The organism is Streptomyces sp. NPDC058371, assembly GCF_042723265.1.
In the GTDB taxonomy this organism is placed as follows: Bacteria; Actinomycetota; Actinomycetes; order Streptomycetales; family Streptomycetaceae; genus Streptomyces.
In genome coordinates this window covers 145,467-165,743 of sequence record NZ_JBHXJC010000007.1, presented here as the reverse complement: position 1 = coordinate 165,743, position 20,277 = coordinate 145,467, and the positions used below count along the sequence as shown (strand labels likewise).

At 72.2% G+C, this 20,277-nt stretch carries 17 protein-coding genes and 1 riboswitch; of the genes, 10 read left to right on the top strand and 7 right to left on the bottom strand.

The genetic code is table 11. From position 1 onward, the window contains the following. The first annotated feature begins 74 nt into the window (after positions 1-74). The 4 genes from ACFWM2_RS22090 (at position 75) to ACFWM2_RS22075 (ending at position 5,377) form a co-directional block, all read left to right on the top strand. Positions 75-1,568, top strand: a complete 1,494-nt coding sequence (locus ACFWM2_RS22090; protein ID WP_383282411.1) for an SCO6880 family protein — start codon at positions 75-77, stop codon at positions 1,566-1,568. Continuing rightward, the gene (locus ACFWM2_RS22085; protein ID WP_383282408.1) at positions 1,565-3,064 is read left to right on the top strand and encodes an ATP/GTP-binding protein; all 1,500 of its coding nucleotides are present in this window, start codon (positions 1,565-1,567) and stop codon (positions 3,062-3,064) included. The genes ACFWM2_RS22090 and ACFWM2_RS22085 overlap by 4 nt, the downstream gene beginning before the upstream one ends. Positions 3,065-3,158: 94 nt before the next feature. Continuing rightward, positions 3,159-4,916: a type IV secretory system conjugative DNA transfer family protein gene (locus ACFWM2_RS22080; RefSeq protein ID WP_383282406.1), complete on the top strand. Its 1,758-nt coding sequence runs from the start codon at positions 3,159-3,161 to the stop codon at positions 4,914-4,916. Next, a complete protein-coding gene (locus ACFWM2_RS22075) occupies positions 4,913-5,377 on the top strand; it encodes a DUF4913 domain-containing protein (RefSeq protein WP_383282403.1) in 465 nt (154 codons plus the stop codon). Before ACFWM2_RS22080 ends, ACFWM2_RS22075 begins: the two co-directional genes overlap by 4 nt. 8 nt (positions 5,378-5,385) lie before the next feature. On the opposite strand, the gene ACFWM2_RS22070 is transcribed toward ACFWM2_RS22075, so the two are convergent. Then, positions 5,386-5,592: a DUF397 domain-containing protein gene (locus ACFWM2_RS22070; RefSeq protein WP_383282400.1), complete on the bottom strand. Its 207-nt coding sequence runs from the start codon at positions 5,590-5,592 to the stop codon at positions 5,386-5,388. Between the two features lie 42 nt (positions 5,593-5,634). On the opposite strand from ACFWM2_RS22070, the gene ACFWM2_RS22065 reads away from it, so the two are divergent. Continuing rightward, on the top strand, positions 5,635-6,813 hold the full coding sequence (locus ACFWM2_RS22065; RefSeq protein ID WP_383282397.1) for an amidase: 1,179 nt from the start codon (positions 5,635-5,637) through the stop codon (positions 6,811-6,813). Positions 6,814-6,964: 151 nt separating this feature from the next. Further along, positions 6,965-7,561, top strand: a complete 597-nt coding sequence (locus tag ACFWM2_RS22060; RefSeq protein WP_383282394.1) for a flavodoxin family protein — start codon at positions 6,965-6,967, stop codon at positions 7,559-7,561. A 16-nt stretch (positions 7,562-7,577) separates the two neighbouring features. On the opposite strand, the gene ACFWM2_RS22055 is transcribed toward ACFWM2_RS22060, so the two are convergent. From ACFWM2_RS22055 to ACFWM2_RS22040, 4 genes are all read right to left on the bottom strand, one after another. Next, entirely contained in the window at positions 7,578-8,474 is an 897-nt protein-coding gene (locus ACFWM2_RS22055; protein ID WP_383282391.1) for an ABC transporter permease, read from the bottom strand. After that, positions 8,461-9,426, bottom strand: coding sequence for an ABC transporter ATP-binding protein (locus ACFWM2_RS22050; RefSeq protein WP_383282388.1), 966 nt, complete (start codon positions 9,424-9,426; stop codon positions 8,461-8,463). Before ACFWM2_RS22050 ends, ACFWM2_RS22055 begins: the two co-directional genes overlap by 14 nt. Positions 9,427-9,517: 91 nt before the next feature. Continuing rightward, complete coding sequence (locus tag ACFWM2_RS22045) at positions 9,518-10,747, bottom strand: outer membrane lipoprotein carrier protein LolA (protein ID WP_383282385.1); 1,230 nt, start codon at positions 10,745-10,747, stop codon at positions 9,518-9,520. Positions 10,748-11,087: 340 nt separating this feature from the next. After that, positions 11,088-12,098 carry a polyprenyl synthetase family protein gene (locus tag ACFWM2_RS22040; RefSeq protein WP_383282382.1) on the bottom strand — a complete coding sequence of 337 codons (1,011 nt, stop codon included), beginning with the start codon at positions 12,096-12,098 and terminating at the stop codon, positions 11,088-11,090. A 263-nt stretch (positions 12,099-12,361) separates the two neighbouring features. Here ACFWM2_RS22040 and ACFWM2_RS22035 point away from each other — a divergent pair, with 263 nt between their 5' ends. The 4 genes from ACFWM2_RS22035 (at position 12,362) to ACFWM2_RS22020 (ending at position 17,721) form a co-directional block, all read left to right on the top strand. Further along, the gene (locus ACFWM2_RS22035) at positions 12,362-13,885 is read left to right on the top strand and encodes a peptide MFS transporter (protein WP_383282379.1); all 1,524 of its coding nucleotides are present in this window, start codon (positions 12,362-12,364) and stop codon (positions 13,883-13,885) included. A gap of 8 nt (positions 13,886-13,893) precedes the next feature. Further along, on the top strand, positions 13,894-16,176 hold the full coding sequence (locus ACFWM2_RS22030) for a CocE/NonD family hydrolase (protein WP_383282376.1): 2,283 nt from the start codon (positions 13,894-13,896) through the stop codon (positions 16,174-16,176). A gap of 50 nt (positions 16,177-16,226) precedes the next feature. Then, the gene (locus ACFWM2_RS22025; protein WP_383282374.1) at positions 16,227-16,550 is read left to right on the top strand and encodes a hypothetical protein; all 324 of its coding nucleotides are present in this window, start codon (positions 16,227-16,229) and stop codon (positions 16,548-16,550) included. Between the two features lie 270 nt (positions 16,551-16,820). Beyond that, a riboswitch (cyclic di-AMP (ydaO/yuaA leader) is annotated at positions 16,821-16,980 on the top strand. 3 nt (positions 16,981-16,983) lie between these two features. Continuing rightward, the gene (locus tag ACFWM2_RS22020; RefSeq protein WP_383282371.1) at positions 16,984-17,721 is read left to right on the top strand and encodes a transglycosylase SLT domain-containing protein; all 738 of its coding nucleotides are present in this window, start codon (positions 16,984-16,986) and stop codon (positions 17,719-17,721) included. Between the two features lie 103 nt (positions 17,722-17,824). On the opposite strand, the gene ACFWM2_RS22015 is transcribed toward ACFWM2_RS22020, so the two are convergent. Together ACFWM2_RS22015 and ACFWM2_RS22010 are read right to left on the bottom strand one after the other, a co-directional pair. Next, positions 17,825-18,637, bottom strand: coding sequence for an HAD family hydrolase (locus ACFWM2_RS22015; protein WP_383282368.1), 813 nt, complete (start codon positions 18,635-18,637; stop codon positions 17,825-17,827). A gap of 274 nt (positions 18,638-18,911) precedes the next feature. Then, a complete protein-coding gene (locus ACFWM2_RS22010; RefSeq protein ID WP_383282365.1) occupies positions 18,912-20,114 on the bottom strand; it encodes an FAD-dependent oxidoreductase in 1,203 nt (400 codons plus the stop codon). Positions 20,115-20,277 lie beyond the last annotated feature (163 nt).

Genomic DNA, 20,277 nt, shown 5'->3' with positions numbered 1-20,277 from the left:
TCGGGGGTGCCGTGCGCACGGCGCCCCCGGGGCCCGGCTCCCGCCCGCTTCAGTCGCCCGGAAGAAGGAGACCCATGTCCACCGACGCCCTGACGCGTCCCACCTACGGGAACTGGCGCAGACCCCGCCGTCCCGGACTCGGCCCGCTGGGTCTGCTCGGTACGGTCGTCGCCTTCGGCGGACTCCTGGTGGCGCTGCTCGCCTCGCTGGTCTCGCTGCCGGCCGCGATCGCCGTGCTGGTGCCGGTCGGTCTGTTCCTCGCCCCGCTGGCGCTGCGCACCGTCGACGGCCGCAACGTCTACCAGGTCCTCGCGGTCCGGATCGGCTGGATGAGGCGCCGGGCGAACGGCTCGCACACCTATGTCTCCGGCCCGCTGTCCAAGCGCCCCGGCGGCCGCTTCCACCCGCCCGGGCTGCTCGCCCGCACCCGGATGCACGAGGGCCGGGACGCCTACAACCGGCCGTTCGGCGTGCTCCACCACCCCGGCCGCGGTCTGTACACCGTCGTCCTGGCCTGTGAACCGGACGGCGGTTCGCTGGTCGACCCCGGACAGATCGACATCTGGGTGGCGTCCTGGGGCGACTGGCTGGCCCGGCTCTCGCACGAGCCGGGACTGCGCGGCGCCCAGGTCGTCGTCGAGACCGCTCCGGACACCGGGACCCGGCTCGCGGCCGAGGTGCTGCCGCGGATCGCGCCGGACGCGCCGCCCGCGGCCCGCGCGGTGATGGAGGAGGTCGTACGGCGCTACCCGTCGGCGTCCTCGGAGATGCACACCTACATCGCCCTGACGTACGGCCCGACGGGCGGCCCCAAGCGGGACATCGACGATGTGGTGACCGACCTCTCGATGCGGCTGCCCGGGCTGCTGGCGGGCCTGGTCGCGGCGGGTGGCGGCTCGGCCTATCCGCTGGCGGCGGAGCGGCTCGCGGAGATCGTCCGGGTGGCGTACGACCCCGCCATCGCACCGGACGTGCTCACCGCCCGCGCCGAGCACGCCACCACCGGCCTGGACTGGGCTGACGCGGGCCCCGCTGCCGCGGTCGAGACGGTCTCGGCGTACCAGCACGACTCGGGGATCTCGCGGACGTGGATGCTGACGCTCGCGCCGCGCGGCACCGTGCGGTCGAGTGTGCTGCGCGGTCTCCTGGAGCCCGCGCCCGGCACCCGCCGCAAGCGGGTCTCCCTCGTCTACCGCCCGATCGACCCGGCGACCTCCGCCCGCATCGTCGAGTCCGACCGCCGCTCGGCCCACTTCATGGCGGGCTCGCGCCGGGGGCTCGTACAGGCGCGGGCCAGTTCCGAGATGCAGGCCGCCGAGCAGACCGCGGCGGAGGAGGCGGCCGGTGCCGGGCTCGTGGAGTTCTCGCTGATGGTGACGGTCACCGTCGACGACACCGAGCAGTTGCAGGACGCGGCCATCACCGTGCGCAATCTCCAGGCGGCGTCCCGCGTCCTGATGCGCCCGGCCGACCGGATGCAGGCCTCGGCCTTCACCTGCACGCTCCCGGTCGGGCTGCTGCCCTGGGAGCACACCCTCGTTCCGTACCAGCTCCGGGAGGCATTGTGAGCAGGCAGTCCGTCACACGACAGGCGACGACCCCGCCGCGCGGCTGGTACGGCCCCGGCGGTGGGCAGGTCGGTCATGTCGACCCGCCCGCGATGTGGCGGGCCACCACCGTCCAGGCGTGCGGTCTCTGGCCGTTCGCGGCGGGCTCGGGGGCGCCCATGACCGGGGTCCCGCTCGGGCAGCATCTGCACACCGGGGCGACCGTGTGCGGCGACCCCATCTCCTGGTTCACCAGGGCCCGTTACATCTCCAACCCGTCGCTGTTCATGCTCGGCATGCCGGGCCTGGGCAAGTCGACGCTGGTCAACCGCATGCTCATCGGCATGGCGGCGACGGGCATCACCCCGCTGGTCCTCGGCGACCTGAAGCCCGACTACGCCGACACGGTACGGGCGTTGGGCGGTCAGGTGATCTCGATCGGCCGGGGCGTCGGCGGCATCAACGTCCTCGACCCGGGCGCGATGGGCGAGGCCGCGCTGCGGATCGGAGGCGAACGCGGGCGGGTGCTGGCCGCTGAGGCCCACGGCCGGGTGCTGAACATGGTCGCCGCGCTCATCACCATCGTGCGCGGCCGTCCGATGGACGACCACGAACAGTCGGTGCTGTCCGCCTGTCTGCACCACCTCGCCGAGCGGACCCGGCCCGGGCGGCCGCCGCTTCTGCCGGATCTGCTGAAGGTGCTGGACGAGGGCCCGGACCGGGTCCGCGCCGTCACTCTGGACCGCGGCAACGTGGCGCGTTATCAGGAGGCGGTCGATCCGCTCCACCGCTCCCTGCTGGGCGTGCTGGACGGGCCGCTGGGCGACACCTTCGCCACCGAGACGTCGACCCGGATCGACCCGGCCTCGCCGGCGGTCTGCGTGGACATCTCCCGGATCGGCGAGGCGGACACCCAGCTGACCGCCGCCGCGATGCTCGCCGCCTGGTCCGACGGGCTCGGCACGGTGGCCGCCGCGCATGCCCTCGCGGATGCCGGACTCGCCCCGCAGCGCTGGTTCTTCACCGTCCTCGACGAACTGTGGCGTCCCCTGCGGGCCGCCTCCGGCATCGTCGAGCGCATCGACGCGCTGACGCGGCTGAACCGCTCCCTCGGTCTCGGCGACGCGAAGATCACGCACACCCTGAAGGACGCCGAGGCGCTCGGCAGCGAGGCCGACCGCGCGAAGGCACGCGGCTTCGTGGAGCGGGCCGGGATGGTCGTCTGCGCCGGACTTCCCCGTACGGAGATGAAGGAGCTCGGCGAGATCGTCGGCATGTCGGAGCGGGAGATCGAGCTGGTCTCGTCCTGGTCCTCGCCGCCCGGCTGGGCCAACACCGGCGGCAACGAGGAGCCGCCCGGCCGCGGCCGCTTCCTGATCAAGGTGGGCGGCCGGCCCGGCATCCCGATCAAGGTGTCCATCACGGACACCGAGCGAGCACTGCACAACACGAACACGCGCTGGTCGGAGGCGGAGGGGCCGAGCCTCGACAAGGGTTTCAGCCCGTCCGGCCGGTGAGGACGAGCGCGACACGGGGGTCCGGGACCGGCGCCCCCAGGTACGGCACGGGCAGGGGCGGCGGGGGCGAGAGCCCTCGGACGGGGGACCACGGATGAGCAGCACACGTAGGACACACCACGGCGGCGGGGACGATCTCCTCCCCTGGATCATCCCGGGGGGAGCCCTCCTCATCGGGACCCTGTTCTTCGGGGCCTGGCTCGGCGGGACCCTGGCCGCGGCCGCCACCGGCGGCGGCTGGCACCCGCCACCGTTCGCGCTCTCCACCCTGTCCACCCTCGTGAAGGAGGGCCCGGCCCCGCTGTGGCCGACGACGGACAGCGGCGCGCTCGCCGCCGGCATGGCGGCCGTGTTCGGCACGGTCGTCGCCGCGGTCGTCACCCTCGTGACGTTCGCCCGGCGCCGATTCGCGGGCCCCCGCGGTCTGGCCGGCCGCAAGGAGCTGGCGCCCATGCTCCCGAAGGGCGCCGCCGCGCGGGCCCGCCGGCTCCGCCCCTCCCTCGCGAAGTCGGGACGGCGGCTCGACCCGGACGACACCGGCAACCTGATCGGCGACCTCGCCCCCAACGGCCCCGAACTCAGGTCGAGTTACGAGGACGTGGAGCTGGACCTGATGGCCCCGCGGGCCGGCAAGTCGACCGGAATCGCCGTCCCGCGCGTCCTGCGCGCTCGCGGGAGCGTCCTGCTGACGTCCAACAAGGCCGACGTCTACAGCGTCACCCGCGCCGAACGCGAACGCATGGGCCGCGTCTGGACGTTCGACCCGCAGGGCATCGCCCACACCCCCCGCACCCTGTGGTGGGACATGCTCGCGGACGCCGCCACCATCGAGGGCGCCCGTCGTCTGGCCGGGCACTTCGTCGGGGCGATCAACGACGACGCCTCGAAACGGGACTTCTGGATCTCGGCCGCGCAGAACACCCTCACCGCGCTGTTCCACGCGGCCGGCCGCGGCGGACGCCCGGTGAACGAGGTGCTCACCTGGCTGGCCGACCCGGCCGACCGCACCCCCGTCGACCTGCTGCGGGACGCGGGCATGACGGCGCTCGCCGACCAGCTCCAGGGGACCGTGCAGGGCGCCGTGGAGACCCGGGACGGCATCTACGAGACGGCCCGGCAGTGTGTGGCGTGTCTGCTCGATCCGCAGATCGCGGCCTGGGTCAGCCCCGACCCCGGCCTCCCGCAGTTCCGGCCCGAGCAGCACGTCCTGTCGCGGGACACCCTGTATCTGCTGTCGAAGGACGGGGGCGGCTCGGCCGCCGGTGTCGTCGCGGCGGTCGCGGACTCCGTGCTGCGCGCGGGAGTGGTCGCCGCCGAGCGCATGGGCGGGCGGCTGGATCCGCCGATGACGGCCGTGCTGGACGAGGCCGCAAACGTCTGCCGGATCTCCGATCTCCCGGACCTGTACTCGCACTTCGGCTCCCGCGGCATCAACATCGTGACGCTGCTGCAGAGTTACCGGCAGGGCTCGCGGGTCTGGGGCGAGGCGGGCATGGACACGCTCTGGGGAGCCGCCACCGTCAAGCTGCTCGGCGCCGGCCTCGACGACGCGGACTTCGTGGAGAAGGTCTCGCGGCTCGTCGGCGAGCACGACGTCTCGACCGTCAGCCACTCCCGGAGCAAGGACGGACGGTCGCGGTCGACCTCGTACCGTCTGGAACGCATTCTTCCCGCCGACCGCATCCGGGCCCTGCCCAAGGGCACCGCGCTGCTCCTGGCCACCGGCGTCAAACCGGCCCTGGTCACCCTGCGCCCCTGGTACGCCGAACCGGGCGCCGACCGCATCGCGGCCGCGGCGCGGGCCGAGGTCGACGCCATCACCGTCCGCGCCGTCGAGAGGATCACCCGATGACCACCCCCGCGGACCAGCCGGGCGGACCACCGCCGGAGCAGCCGCCCGCCCCGTCGTTCATCCTCTATCTGGAGGGTGCGGAACACGCTGCCGAGATGCACCAACTGGCCGTCTGGGTGGCCGACTTGCTGCTCCCCGTCTATGGCCGGGAGGTCACCTCGCAGCAGCCGTGGTGCCCGCGCTGGTGGGAGCATCCGGAGGCGGTCGCCCGGCTGCACGCGCTGTGGCTTGCCTGGCAGGAGTACACGGACACGGCGGCCGGCGCCTCGGGCCCCGCGGTGTGGCACCGGGACCACCTCGGGACCACCCTCGCCGAACTCCGCTCCCCCGCCGGTCCGTTCGCCGGCTGCAAGACCGGCAGCCACCGCCCGAAGCAGCCGCCGACCGTCGAGTCGTACGCGACCGCCGTCGCACCGCCGCAGCCCGAACCGTACGAAATCGGCGGGCGGTGGCCCGAGTGATGCGGCACTCAGCCGGTGTCCCGCTCCGTCTTCACACCGGCGAGGAAACCTCCCCGGGCACCGCGCGAGAAGAGCAGGACCGGGCCCTGCCGGTCCTTGGAGTCGCGGACTCCCACGCGGACGTCGAGACGGGCGGTCTCCACACAGGTCGCGTCGTGGTTGCCGCTGTAGGAACTCTTGCTCCGGACAAGGCCCGTTGAGGGCCGACTCGTCATATCCCGCTCCTTGCCGCCGATCGAGGGAGGCACCGCGCACTCATGGAACCGGACGCGTACGGGAACCACTCGGCCGAGGACATCGCCGCTGCCGTACGGGCCCGCTCCGTCCGGGCCATCGAGGTCGTCGCGGCCTGCCTGCTGCGGATCGAGCAGGTGGAGCCGACTCTGAGTACGTTCGCGGAGGTGTGGGGCGAGGAGGCGGTCCGGTGGGCCGGCGCGGTGGACGCCCGGGTCGACGCGGGTGAGTGGCTGCCGCTGGCCGGGGTCCCGATCGGGGTGAAGGGGCGCCATGGGCTGCGTACGGCGGACGCGCTGGTCGCGGCCGGATGCGTGCCCGTGGGAGCGACGTCCGTGCCCGGCCCGGGGACCGCCTGGCAGACGTGGGGGCTCGGGGCGCACGGCCGGACCGTCAACCCCTGGCGCGCCGACCGGAGTCCGGGCGGCTCGTCGGCCGGGTCGGCGGCGGCGGTCGCCGCGGGGCTGGTGCCGCTGGCGACCGGCGCCGACGGCGCGGGGTCCGTCCGCATCCCCGCCGCGTGGTGCGGTGTCCTCGGCCTCAAGACCACGAACGGCAGGCTGCCGTCGAGGGACCGTACGGGCCTCACGGCGGCCGGTGTTCTCACCCGGTCCGCGGCCGACGCGGCGGCGTACTGGCGGGCGGTGTCCGGCGACGCTCCACAGGCCCGCACCCCTGTTTCCGGGCCGGCCCCGGTCACCGCCGTGTGGTCCGCCGGCCTCGGCTTCGCCGAGGTGGATGCGGAGGTGGCGGCGGTCGCGTACAGCGCGGTGGGCCGGCTCGTGGCCGCCGGAGTCGTGCGCCTCTCGCCCGGGCACGTACGGCTGGAGGACCCCGGTCCCGCGTGGCTGACCCTGCGTACGCCGGGCGCCGATCCGGCCGTGGCGCGCCCGGTCCGGGAGGAGAACGACCGGCGGCTCGCCGAGGTCTTCGCCGAGGCCGAGCTGCTGCTGACCCCGGTCACGCCCAACGCCCCGCACGGCCACGGGGGTCCGGGCGACCGCTACTCCACCGCTCTCACCTGGGCGTTCAACCTGAGCGGTCACCCGGCGATGAGCATCCCCGCGGGGTTCGGCCCCGACGGCTGTCCGGTGGGCCTCCAGCTCGTGGCCCGTCGCGGCGCCGAGCCGTCGCTGCTCTCCACCGCGACGGCCGCCGAGTACCGGGCCGGTCTCCGCTCCCGTCCGGCCCCACTTCCCTGAGCCGGGCGCCCCAGGCCCGCCGGAGGTCCGGCGAGGGCAGCGCCGCCCCCTCCCGGCAAGGGACCGCGCATCCTTGCCCTCAGATACATGCTCGTGCATATACTGCGCACGCATGTAATCACCGTACGCCGAATACCCGGAGGGCCGCCCCATGTCCCGCTCTTTCCTCTTTCTGCTGGGCAGCAGCCGCACCGACGGCAACACCGAACTGCTGGCCCGTCGCGCCGCCGAGCAGCTGCCCACCGATGTGGAGCAGCGCTGGCTGAGCCTCGCCGAGCACCCGCTTCCCGACTTCGAGGACCTGCGCCACGACAGCGACCATGTGCGGCCCACGGAGGGCGCGGCGGGGCTGCTGCTCGACGCCACGCTCGCGGCGACCGACATCGTGATCGCCTCGCCGCTGTACTGGTACTCGGTCTCCGCGTCCACCAAGCGCTACCTCGACTACTGGTCGGGCTGGCTGCGCACGCCGAACACCGACTTCAAGGCGACGCTGGCCGGGCGCACGCTCTGGGGCGTCACGGCCCTGGCGCACCCGGAGGAGGAGGTCGCCGCCCCGCTGATCGGCACGCTCAGCAACTCGGCCGCGTACATGGAAATGCGCTTCGGCGGGGTACTGCTCGGCAACGGCAGCAAGCCCGGTGACGTACTGGAGGACTCCGCTGCGCTGGCCCGCGCGAAGACGTTCTTCGCGCAGGAGCCGTCGCTCGCCCGCTTCCCGTACGAGCACGAGGTCCCGGTCGGCTGACCCCCGGCCCCCGCGCCTAGGCCGTGATGTCCTTCGCCGTGAACCGGGCCCAGGCCGCGGAGCCGAACACGGCCGCGTACAGGCCCTGGAGTTCGAGATTGCGGATCAGGTCGTCCCAGTACACCGGCTCCCGCATGAGGTCGGCGAAGGACAGCCAGTAGTGCGAGAAGAAGTACGGCTGGAGGGCGTGGAGCTGGGGGATCTGGTCGAGGATCTGGACGGTGATGAGGAGGCCGACCGTCGTCGCCATCGCCGCGATGCCGCTGTTGGTCAGCGTCGAGACGAACAGCCCGAGGGCGGCCACGCCGAGCAGTGACGCGGCGACGACCAGCGCGATGAGCAGGGCCCGCCCGAGTCCCTCGGCGAAGCTGATCCGGGTCCCGGAGATCGTCGTCAGCTCACCCAGGGGGAACAGCAGCGCGCCCACCGCGAGCGCCGAGGCCGCCACCACGAGCGTGGCGACGAGACAGAACGTCATCGTCGTCGCGTACTTGGTGATCAGGAGGCGGGTCCGGCCCGCGGGGGCGACCAGGAGATAGCGCAGCGTGCCCGCGTTCGCCTCGCCGGCGATCGCGTCGCCCGCGACGACGCCGATCGCCATCGGCAGGAAGAAGGGGAGCGTCGCGGCGAGTGCCGTGAACACCAGGAACAGGCCGTTGTTGGTGATCTGCGCGATGAACGCCGGGCCTTCACCGCCTCCACCGCCTCCCGACGAGCCGTCGCTCGTCTCGATCCTGATGGCAACGCCGATGAGGATCGGCACGGCGGCGAGGACGACCAGCAGCGCGATCGTGCGCCAGCGCCGGAACGTCGTGACCAGCTCGCTGCGGAAGAGTCCGAACGCCCACAGCGGACTCGGCGTCCGCGGGGTCTCGCCGGCGGCCCCGGAGGTCAGGACCTCAGCCCGCGACATCGAAGCCCTCCCCGGTCAGCGCCACGAACGCGTCCTCCAGAGAGGCCCGTTCCACCCCGAAGCCGCGCACCCGGACGCCGGCCGCGACCAACGCGGCGTTCACCTCGGCGAGTTCACGGTCGGGCGGTTCGGCCGTCACCCCGGCCTCGGTCAGCACGAGATCCGCGAGCCCCTGCTCCTTCAGTACGCGCGCCGCGTCCCCGGCGTCCGGAGTGGTCACCACGAGCCGTCCGCGCGCACCCGCCGCCAGGTCCGCCACCGGGCCCTGCGTGATCAGCCGCCCCTGCGCCATCACGGCCGCGTGCGTGCACACCTGCTCGATCTCGTCGAGCAGATGGGAGGAGAGGAAGACGGTGGTGCCGTCGGACGCCAACTCCCGTACCAGGGACCGGATTTCCCGCATGCCCTGCGGGTCGAGACCGTTGGTCGGCTCGTCGAGGACGAGCAGGCGGCGGGGCTGGAGCAGCGCGGCGGCCAGCCCGAGCCGCTGCTTCATGCCGAGGGAGTACGCCTTCGCCTTCTTGCCCGCGGCGGCCGCGAGACCGACCCGGTCCAGGGCGGTCGCGACCCGGGTGCTCCGGGTGCGCGGGTCGGCGGCCGGGTCGGCGGCGTCGTAGCGCAGCAGGTTGTCGCGCCCGGAGAGGAAGCCGTACAGCGCGGGGCCCTCGATGAGGGCGCCCACCTGCGCAAGCACGGCGCGCGAGGCGCGGGGCATCGGCTGCCCCAGCACGCGCGCCGTGCCGGAGGTCGGCGCGATCAGGCCCATCAGCATGCGGATGGTGGTGGTCTTGCCCGATCCGTTCGGCCCGAGGAAGCCGAAGACGCTGCCCGCCGGGACGGTCAGATCGAGACCGTCCACGGCGAGTTGTCCGCCGCGGTAGCGCTTGGTGAGCGCGCGAGTGGCGATCACCGTGTCCACCAGGTCGGGCTCCGCGGCGGACCGTTCCTCCATGCGTTCCCTCGCTTCGTGGTACGGGTGGGCGCCCGCGAGCCCCGGGGCGGGTACGGAGTTGGCCGTACCCGCGCGCCCCGGGGCGGGGGGGTTACTTGGCGGCCGCGTTCGCCGCCTTCACCAGCGCGTCCTTGGTGACGGCACCCGCGTACACCTTGCCGTCGTCCGTGATCAGGGCGTTGACCAGGCGGGTCGAGAAGACCGTGCCCGAACCGAACTTGCCGGAGACGTGGTCGCCGAGGGAGTTCAGGAACCCGGAGACGTCGCTGTTGCCGGAGGACCCCGACGGGACGCCCTCGCCGCCGGTGTCGAACCGGGCGATCGTATTCCAGCCCTCGCCGATGGTCTTCAGACCGTCGAGGCCCTGGGCGAAGTCCCCGCCGGACTTCCGGTCGGGCTCCGGCGCCTTCGCCGCGCTGTCGCCCTCGGTGACCTTCGCGCCCTTGGGCGGGGTGAAGTCGAAGGTCGACGCGGCCGGCTTCGCGAAGTCGACCTTGGTGAAGCCGGCGTCCACGACGGCGGAGCCGCCGCTCGCCGGGGTGAGCGTGAACTTCAGCGGCGTACCGGTCTTGGCGTCCACCGCGACACTGATCGCGCCGACCGTCGAGCCGGACTGCTTCGGCTTGATGAGCAGCTTGTACGCGTCACGGCCCGCGACCTGCGCAGTGCCGTCGACGGTCACCGAGGTCGTGTCGTCGGCCGCCTTCAGGGCCTGGTCGGCCAGCTCCTTGGGGGTGGCCGGGACGTCCTTGGACTTCTCGGGGCGCTCGGACTTCTTCGAGCCCTCGGAGGCAGGGGTCGAGTGGTACACCTCGTTCGACTTGCTGTCGTACGCCCAGACGTCGCTGCCGTTGTGGATGACGCTGTACTCGGCGGCCTTGTCCAGCAGGGAGACCTTGGCCCGGTCCTGGCCGTCGGCCGCGACGCGCAGCGTGTGGGTGCCCGAGGCCAGCTCCATGAGCTTGGACGACGGGTCGGCGGAGGAGCCGCCGCCCTGCCCGGCCGCTCCCGAGCCGAGGCTGCTCTCCAGACCGCCCAGGTTGGGCAGCCCGAGGTCCGTGCTGATCTTGACCGTGCCGGACAGCTGCTGGGTGTCCGACTTGGCGATCTTCTCGATGAGTTGCTGCGCGGTGATCTTCGGCAGGTCGGGGTCGCCGGAGTCGGCGAGCGCCGGGACGAGCCCGATGGTCGCCACCGCCAGCCCCACCACCGCGACCGGGACTACGTACCGCGCTGCCTTGCGCCGGCCGTCGCGCACGTCGTCGGCCTCGTCGGACAGGCCTTGCGCCCCGGTGGTCCTCTCGGATTCGTACGGTGCCATGTGTGCCCTTACCTCCGTCGTCGGCGGCGGCCTTCAGTCACTGTCCTCGTCCACCCCTGCGCCGCCATTCTCACCCGAATTGATGAGGAGTGGTGCTTTCCATCTGACCAAATCCGCCAGGAAGAAGCGTCAGACCCCGGGATCAACTCCACGTACTGCTGCGGTATGACACGGAGGGGCGGTGTCTCCCCCGACCCGTAAGGGTCGCGCCGGACAGACACCGCGCGCCGAGCCCGGAAAACACCGGGCCGGCGCCGCACGAACGGAAACACCGCACGGGCGGAAGCACCGCACGGGCGGAAGCACCGCACGTACGGAAGCGCCGCACGGGCGGAAGGGACTAACCCGCTCGGTGCACCACCGCGTCGCCCAGCTCCAGGAGCGCCGCCTTGGCATCGCACTCGCGCAGGGGCGCCAGCGCCGCCTGGGCGTCCTCGGCGTAGCGCACCGCGTCCCGGCGGGCCTGCTCCAGCGCCGGGTGGACCCGCAGCCGGGCGAGCGCCTCGGCGTGCCGGGCGTCGTCGGTGAGGTCGGAGTCGAGCAGCTCGCACAGCGCGATGTCCTCGGCGAGCCCGAGCCGCTCCACGCGCTCGCGCAGCCGGAGCACCGGCAGCGTCGGGATCCCCTCGCGCAGGTCCGTGCCCGGGGTCTTCCCCGACTCGTGGGAGTCGGACGCGATGTCCAGGACGTCGTCGGCGAGCTGGAAGGCGACTCCGAGCCGCTCGCCGTACTGCGTCAGCACGTCGACGACCGTCTCGTCGGCGCCCGACATCATCGCGCCGAACCGGCAGGCCACGGCGACCAGGGAGCCGGTCTTGCCGCTGAGCACGTCGAGGTAGTGGTCGACCGGGTCCCGCCCGTCGCGCGGCCCCGCGGTCTCCAGGATCTGCCCGGTGACCAGCCGTTCGAACGCCTCGGCCTGGACACGGACGGCCTCGGGGCCGAGGTCGGCCAGGATGTGCGAGGCGCGAGCGAAGAGGAAGTCGCCGGTGAGGACCGCGATGGAGTTGTCCCAGCGGGTGTTGGCGCTGGGCACCCCACGGCGCACCTCCGCCTCGTCCATCACGTCGTCGTGGTACAGCGTGGCGAGATGGGTCAGCTCGACGACCACGGCGGAGGGCACGAGCCCCGGCGCGTAGGGGTCACCGAACTGCGCGGCGAGCATCACGAGCAGCGGCCTGAACCGCTTCCCGCCCGCACGCACCAGGTGCTGGGCGGCTTCCGTGATGAAGGGGACCTCGCTCTTGGTGGCTTCGAGCAAACCCTCCTCGACAGCCGCCAATCCGGCCTGGACATCGGCTTCGAGAGCCTGGTCCCGCACGCTCAGCCCGAACGGCCCGACGACGGTCACGAGAGGTTCTCCTGTCTGCTGACGATCACATGGCGAACTCGGTCGATCATTCGGTCGATGACACGGTTTGTCGATGTGTCGCTGCCATCACTCAAGTCAGCGTATCCGGTCACGTTTCGATCACCACGAGCGCCCACCCGCCCCTTCTCCCGACTTCCCTCGACCGGGAGACGCAGTCCTGCCCGGGCGGTACCGGATCACGAGCGGTATGTTCTTGATCAGCTGATAACACCGGACATGCACCGACTTGGCGGAAGGCTCCCGTGCCCCGAAGCGCCGTCGACACCGGGCCCGGCCCCGAGCCGGAGTCCGGGCCCGACGTGCCGCCGCCCGGCGACGACCACGCCTTCTTCGGCCAGCCACGGGGCCTGCTGACCCTCTCCGGCCTGGAGGTCTGGGAACGCTTCTCGTTCCTCGGCATGCAGGCCATCCTGGTCCTCTACTTCGCCGACACGGTCGCCCACGGCGGCATGGGCATGGCCGCGGGCACGGCCGCCTCGGTCTCCGCCGCCTACGGCACGCTGGTCTATCTGGTCTCGGTGGCCGGCGGCTGGCTCGCCGACCGCATCCTCGGCTCGTACCGCTCGGTCCTCTGGGGCGGCATCCTGATCGCCTGCGGCCACTACGCCATGGCGGTGCCGACCGCCACCATGACCTGGGCCGGTCTGGGCCTGATCAGCGCGGGCACCGGCCTGCTCAAGCCCAACGTGGCCACCATGGTCGGCAAGCTCTACCGCACCGACGACGACCGCCGCGACGCCGGTTTCGCGCTCTACTACATGGCGATCAACATCGGCGCCTTCGCCGGACCGCTGATCACCGGCTGGCTCGGCGACCACGAGGGCTGGCACTGGGGCTTCTCCGCCGCCGCGGTCGGCATGACGTTCGGACTGATCCAGTACGTGGCCGGCCGCCGTCACCTGGCCGGGCGCACACACGCGGCGGAGTTCGCGCTCGCGCCCGAGGCGATGCGCCGGGCGGTCCGGCTGATCGTCCTCGGACTCGTCGCCCTGGCCGCGCTCGCCTTCCTGCTGGCCACCGCCGGATGGCTGACCATGGGCCGCTTCGTGGACCTGCTCACCCTGATCTCGGTGATCGCGCCGGTGGTCTACTTCGCGGTGATGTTCGCCAGCCCCCGGGTGACGGCGGAGGAGCGGGGCCGGCTGCGCCCGTACATCGTGCTCTTCCTCGCCTCGACGGTGTTCAACTTCATCCTCTTCCAGGCGTACTCGACGATGATGCTGCTCGCCGCGTCGAACGCCGAGTCGACGATCCTCGGCTTCGACTTCCCGGCGAGCTGGTACGCGTCCGCGCTCGGCGCCTTCGAGGTCGGCCTGGCTCCCGTGGTGGCCGCCCTGTGGGTCCGGATGGGTCACCGTCAGCCGCACGCCTCCAACAAGATCGCGATCGGCGTGGTCCTCGGCGGCCTCTCGTTCCTGCTGATGGTGCTGCCCACCTCGGGCCACAGCAGCGACGCCTACCGGATGTCGGCCTGGTGGATCGTCGGCTCCTACCTCCTGCTGGGGCTCGGCGACATCCTGCTGGAGACCTCCGGCATGTCGGCGACCACCAAGCTCGCCCCCCGGGCCTTCGCCAGCCAGACGATGTCCCTCTGGTTCCTGTCCCTCGCGCTCGCCAACGGCATCCAGGCGCAGACCGTGAAGCTGTACGACGACGTCTCCAAGCCCGCCTACTTCGGTGTCAACGGCGCGATCGCGGTGGCCGCGGGTCTGGCCGTGATGGCCCTCGCGCCCTGGCTGCGCCGCACGATGCACCCCGTCCACTGAGGTCACCGATGAACCCTGTGAGCCCGCGCATCCGTACCGCCTTCCCGCACGAGACGACCCACGAGGACGTCCTCATCCCGCTCCCCGACGGGACCCGCCTGTACGCACGCGTGTGGCGGCCGCTGACCGACGAGCCGGTACCGGCCCTGCTCGAGTACCTCCCGTACCGCCTGACGGACTGGACGGCGCCCCGCGACTGGCAGCGCCATCCCTGGTACGCCGGTCACGGCTATGCCTCCGTCCGGGTGGACGTCCGCGGTCACGGCAACTCCGAGGGCATGCCGGCGGACGAGTACGCGGAGGTGGAACTGGCCGACGGGGTCGAGGTCGTCAACTGGCTGGCGGCCCAGCCCTGGTGCAGCGGACGGGTCGGCATGTTCGGCATCTCCTGGGGCGGCTTCAACTCGCTCCAGATCGCGGCCCGCGCGCCCGAACCGCTCAAGGCGATCGTCACGGTCTGCTCGACGGACGACCGCTACGACAACGACGTCCACTACATGGGCGGTTCCGTCCTCGCCGTCGACATGCACGCCTGGGCGTCGACCATGCTCGCCTTCGTCTGCCGGCCGCCCGACCCGGCGTACGTCGGCGAGGTGATGTGGCGCGACATGTGGGTGAAACGCCTGGAGGCCGTCGACCCCTTCATCCACACCTGGCTGGACCACCAGACCCGGGACGCGTACTGGCGGCACGGCAGCGTGTGCGAGGACTACGGCGCGATCCGGGCGGCCGTCCTCGCGGTGGGCGGCTGGCACGACCCGTACCGGGACACGGTCCTGCGTCTGGTGGAGCACCTGCCGTCCGACCGGGTACGGGGACTGATCGGCCCCTGGTCCCACCAGTACCCGGACCGGGGGCTGCCGCCGGGCCCGGCGATCGGTTTCCTCCAGGAGACGCTGCGCTGGTGGGACCACTGGCTGAAGCCGGGGTCCGAGGGCGGAGCCGGGCCGACGGAGGACGGGGCGACGGAGGACGGGGCGACCGGGGACGCGGACGCCGAGGCGGGGGACACGGGGCAGGCAGGCGCCGGCACCGGTACCGACGCCGGCGGGGCCGGGGTCGGGGTCGGTACCGGGGAGCCCCGCGATGGTGTGACGACGGGAGACGGGACCCGTGCGGCCCGCGCCGACGCGATCACGGAAGACGGTGCCCGTGCGGGCGGCACCGGCGTGACCACGGAAGGCGAGACACCGGCCGCCCGCGCCGGCGTGATGGCCGAGCCGCTGCTGCGCTCGTACATCAGCGACTCGCATCCGCCGGCCACGGTGTACCCGACCCTGCCCGGCCGCTGGGTGGGCGACGACGCGTGGCCCTCCCCCGCGGTGACCCCGGTCGCGTACGCGCTGGAGGGCGCGCCCGTGCCGGTGCGCTCGCCGCAGCACACCGGCCTGGACGCCGGCCGCTTCTTCCCCTTCGGCAACGACGCCGACCTGCCGCCGGACCAGCGCGAGGAGGACGCGAAGTCGGCGTGCTTCGAGTTCGAGGTGCCGGCGGAGACCTGGGTGCTGGGGCGGCCGCGGGTCCGGCTGCGGCTGACCTCCGCGGCGCCGCGGGGGCAGGTGATCGCGCGGGTCTGCGACGTCTTCCCGGACGGGGCGTCGACGCTCGTCACGCGCGGCGTGCTGAACCTCTCCGCCCGCGAGGGCCGGGACCGGGCGGTGGAGTGGCCGCCCGGCGAGACCCAGGACGTGACCTTCGAGCTGAACGGCATCGGGCACGCCTTCCCGGCGGGGCACCGCATCCGGCTGGCCGTCTCGTCGGCGTACTGGCCGTGGATCTGGCCGCAGCCCGGCTCGGACGCCGGCTTCACCCTGCACCCGGAGGGCAGTCTGCTCGAACTGCCGGTGCGGGCAAGGGAGTCGGACCCGTCCATCACCTTCGAGGAGCCCGAGGAGTCCGCGCCGCTGGGCGTCGTCGTTCCGGCGACGCTGGACGAACCCCGCCCGGAGCGGCTGGTCGTCCGCGATGTGGCGAAGGGCGAACGGCGCCTCGAGGTGGACCCGCGCTACGGTGGCACGCGCGTCTACCCCGACGGCCTGGAGTTCACCGAGGACGCCCTGGAGACCTACACGATCGACGAGTCGGATCCCCTGTCGGCCCGTACCCGTTCGGAGTGGACCGTCCGCCTCCACCGCCCGGAGACGGGATGGGACGCGAGGGTCGAGACCCGCTCCGAAATCACCTGTGACGCAACGGACTTCATCACCTCGAACGAGGTGATCTGCAAGGACCGGGACGAGGTGGTCTTCCACCGGACGTGGGAGAGGAGAATCCCGCGCACGGCTGGGTAGGCACCGACACGGCGGGGACGGGGCGCGGAGGGGACGGGGCGCGGAGGGACATGGCGCGGACCGAGGAATTCCTGATGGGCCTGGACGCGGGGATGCTCGCGTACTTCCGGGAGATGGCCCAGGAGATGGTCACGCGCTTCGGGATCTCGCGGGCGGAGGCCGTGGCACGCATCAACGGGGCGTACGCGGAACGGGAGTTCGCGCCGTATCCCGACCTGATCTGCCACGAGCTCCCGGAGTACTGGGGCTACGGGCTGTACTTCAGGCCCAACGCGGGGCGGCTGCCGGACGACGACCCGGACACGGACCTCTCCGTGTGGGAGGTCCGGCCGGCTCCGGCGAGGGGCTCGGCCGCCTGGACCGTCGCGGAGTAATGCCCGAGTTGCCTGCATCGCCCCTTTGTTTGCGCTTGGTCGCGTGAAATGAGTCACGTCGAAATGGATCAAGCGCCCTGCCCCGCCGAGCGATTTCCCCTTTGCGAAAGGCAAGTTGAGTTTCGCGTTCCGGTCTAATCGGGCGATTTCCCCCGACGTCATGACGTGGCCAAGCGGGGTGCAACGGGAAATCCGGCCTTGTTCCCGACATGTGCTCTCGCATACGTTCGCGTCGATCCGAGCGGAACGCCGAATCCTGCCGCCGCCCGGAACACCCATCCACCCACGCACGGCAGGAGCGGGGGACCCAGGTAAGTCGCCGGTCCGGTCACACCGGAACGGCTCGGGGTTAAGTCGCATGTCGTCGTGCGACCGGGCACCTCCAGCCCGAACCCGACAGCTCACCTCGCAGGCGCCCGAGAGGAAATTCGTCATGGCCGCACGAGGCAAGCACCGTCGTCCCAGAACCTCCCCCCTCACCCGCGGGTTCGTCGCCGCCGGAACGGGCGGAGCCGCACTCGCGCTCCCCATCGTGGGAGCCGCAAGCGCCCACGCCGCCCAGCCGGCCCAGGCCACCACGCAGGCCGTCCAGGCCGCGAAGGCCTCGGTGCCGCAGGTCCAGCTGGTCACCTACCAGGTGGCCGCCGGCGACACCCTGTCCAAGATCGCGCGCGAGCACTCCACGAGCGGCGACTGGAAGAAGATCTACGACGCCAACCGCGCGGTCATCGGCAGCGACCCGTCGACGATCCGCCCGGGCCTCAAGCTGACCGTGGGCACCAAGACCGCCAAGGCGGCCGAGAAGTCCTCCACGGCCGCCAAGACGACGGCGACCTCCACGAAGTCGTACGCGAACAACCTGGACGGCTGGATCAAGGAAGCCCTGGACATCATGGCCCAAAAGGGCATTCCGGGCACATACGACGGTATCCACCGCAACGTCATCCGTGAGTCGTCGGGCAACCCGCTGGCCATCAACAACTGGGACTCCAACGCCGTGGCCGGTACGCCGTCCAAGGGGCTCCTCCAGGTCATCGCCCCGACGTTCGCCGCCTACCACGTGGCCGGCACGTCGATGGACCCCTACGACCCCGTCGCGAACATCACGGCCGCCTGCAACTACGCCGCCGACAAGTACGGCTCGATCGACAACGTCTTCGGCGCCTACTGAGCAGCCCTCGGGGCCTGCTGAGGACGTCTTCGCGACCCGGCGATAACGTCTTCGCGGCCCAGGGGAGAACGCCTTCGCGACCTGTGGAGGACGTCTTCGCGGCCTACGGAGCGGGAAACAGCCGTTCCAGGACCGCCGCGATGCCGTCCTCCTCGTTCGACAGGGTGATCTCGTCGGCGACGGCCCTGAGTTCGGGATGGGCGTTGGCCATGGCGACGCCGTGGGCGGCCCAGTCGAACATGGGGATGTCGTTGGGCATGTCGCCGAAGGCGATGGTCGCGGACGGCGGCAGACCCAGGTGGTCCGCGGCCAGGGCCAGACCCGTCGCCTTGGTCACGCCACATGGCTGGAGTTCGACGGTGCCGGGGCCCGACATGGTGACGGTCGCCAGCGAGCCGACCGTCATCCGGGCCGCGGACGCCAACTCGTCGTCGGTCAGGGTGGGATGGCGCAGCAGCACCTTGCTGATCGGCTCGGCCCAGAGGTCGTCACGCCGGCGCACCCGCACCGCGGGGAGCGTGGGGTGCGGCATCAGATAGCCGGGCTCGATGAGCGTGAGCCCGTCCACCCCGTCCTGGTCCACGGCCGCGTAGACCTGCCCGACCTCCGCCTCGATCTTGCCGAGCGCGGTCTCGGCCAGTTCCCGGTCCAGGGTCACCGACCAGAGCAGACGGCCGGCTCCGGCGTCGTACAACTGCGCGCCCTGGCCGCACACCGCGAGGCCCTCGCTGCCGAGTTCGTCGAGCAGCGGGCGCACCCTCGGCGTGGGGCGGCCCGTCACCACCAGGTGCCTCGCCCCCGCCGCGGCCACTCTCATCAGCACGGCCCGCGACCGGCCGGAGAGGGTGTCGTCGCCGCGCAGCAGCGTTCCGTCCAGGTCAGTGGCGATGAGTGAATATGCAGTCGGAGCGGCCATGATCCGAAGAATACGGATCGAACGTCTCAACGGCCCGGCGTGAACCGGACGACGTCCGGTATCCCGTCCGTCACGCCGTACCTCGCCGCGGCGGACCGAAAATGATCAACAAATGCCCCGTCGGGCGCACTTGAACCGGCGCCGAGGTCTTCGCCGGGCGCGCTTGTTCCCGCGTCCGCCATCGGGGCGCTGTTCCTCCCCCTCGCGCCTTCGCGTGACCGCCCCCTTCGGGGGCTCGGGTCCCCCGGGACATGAACGCCCCGGGGTGTGCCCCTCAGCCGTGCGCCGACGCCAGGTGGTCGGCCAGCCGCGGGGACGCGAACTCCGTGCCGCACACGAACCGCATCACCGGCCCGTACGAAGCGGCCGCCGGCAGCCCTGTGAAGTAGAGGCCGGGGACGGAGGAGCGATAGCCCGCGCCGAGCCTGGGCGTGCCCCGGCTCACCGCCAGCTGCGTACGCAGCTCGTGGCCGAGGAAGTCCATCGCCGCGATGTCCACCCGGTACCCGGTCGCCGCGATCAGGTGATCGGCCGCCAGCTCCTGCGTCCGGCCGCCGAGGGTCTGCACGGCGAGGACCGGGCGGCCGTCGCTCGTGCCGGCGCGGACGATCCGCTGGACCTCGCTGACCTCGACCTTGCCCTCGAAGCGGTCGCGCAGCCACCACGCGCCGAGCGGACCGAGGATGCGGCGGACCAGGAAGTGCCGTGCCTGGGGCGGGAGATAGCGGTAGGGGTGGGGGTAGTAGCTGAGCGCGTACAGCGACCAGGCGCGGCCGAAGGGGGACTCCGGGCGCAGCCGGGGCTGCTGCCACGGGGGCGCGCCGAAGGCGACCGCTCCCTTGCCCCGGGCCACCACACGCACCTGCGCACCGGCCTCCGCCGCGAGGGCCGCCGTCTCCAGAGCGGACTGGCCCGCGCCGACGACCAGCAGTTCCTTGCCGGAGAAACGGCTCAGGTCGTGGTGCTGAGAGCTGTGGGAGACCGGGCCCGCCGGAGTGGGTCCGTCGCCCGCGGCGCCCGCGAGCTCCGGGGGCAGGTGGGCCAGCCCGGACAGACCGGTCGCGACGACCACCGCCCGCGCCGTGAACAACTCCCCCGAGTCCAGCTTGAGTTCGAAACCGCCGTCGCTCCCGCGGTCCACCGCGACCACCCGCACCCGCTCAAGACCGGGCACGAGTCGCTGCTGGAACCACTCCCCGTACCCGATGAACGTCTCCACCGGAATGATGTCCTCGTCCGTGACGAGCCGCGGTGTCCCGGACGCGTCGCAGTAGTCGAGGAGCGTGTGCCCACGCCCGGGCGCGTCGATGTTCGACGCGGCCGGGGTCGACTTGAGCTGCATTCCCTCGGGCATGTGGTCGCGCCAGCTCACCATCGGCTCGCCGAACACACGTACCGGAATGCCGCGCGCCCGCAGATGGGCGGCGGTGGACAGGCCGAACGGGCCGGCGCCGATGACTGCTACCGGATGCATCACGAAGTCCCCTCCCCAGAACGTACTGCGCCGCGCGGGTTCGCGCGGTCGTGCCAACTTCGTGTCGTACTGCTGTGCTTCTCTCGTCTCGTACTGCCGCGATTCGCTGGTGTCGTGCCGCCGTGATTCTTTGCTGTCGTGCTGCTGTCGTGCTGCTTTCGTGTCG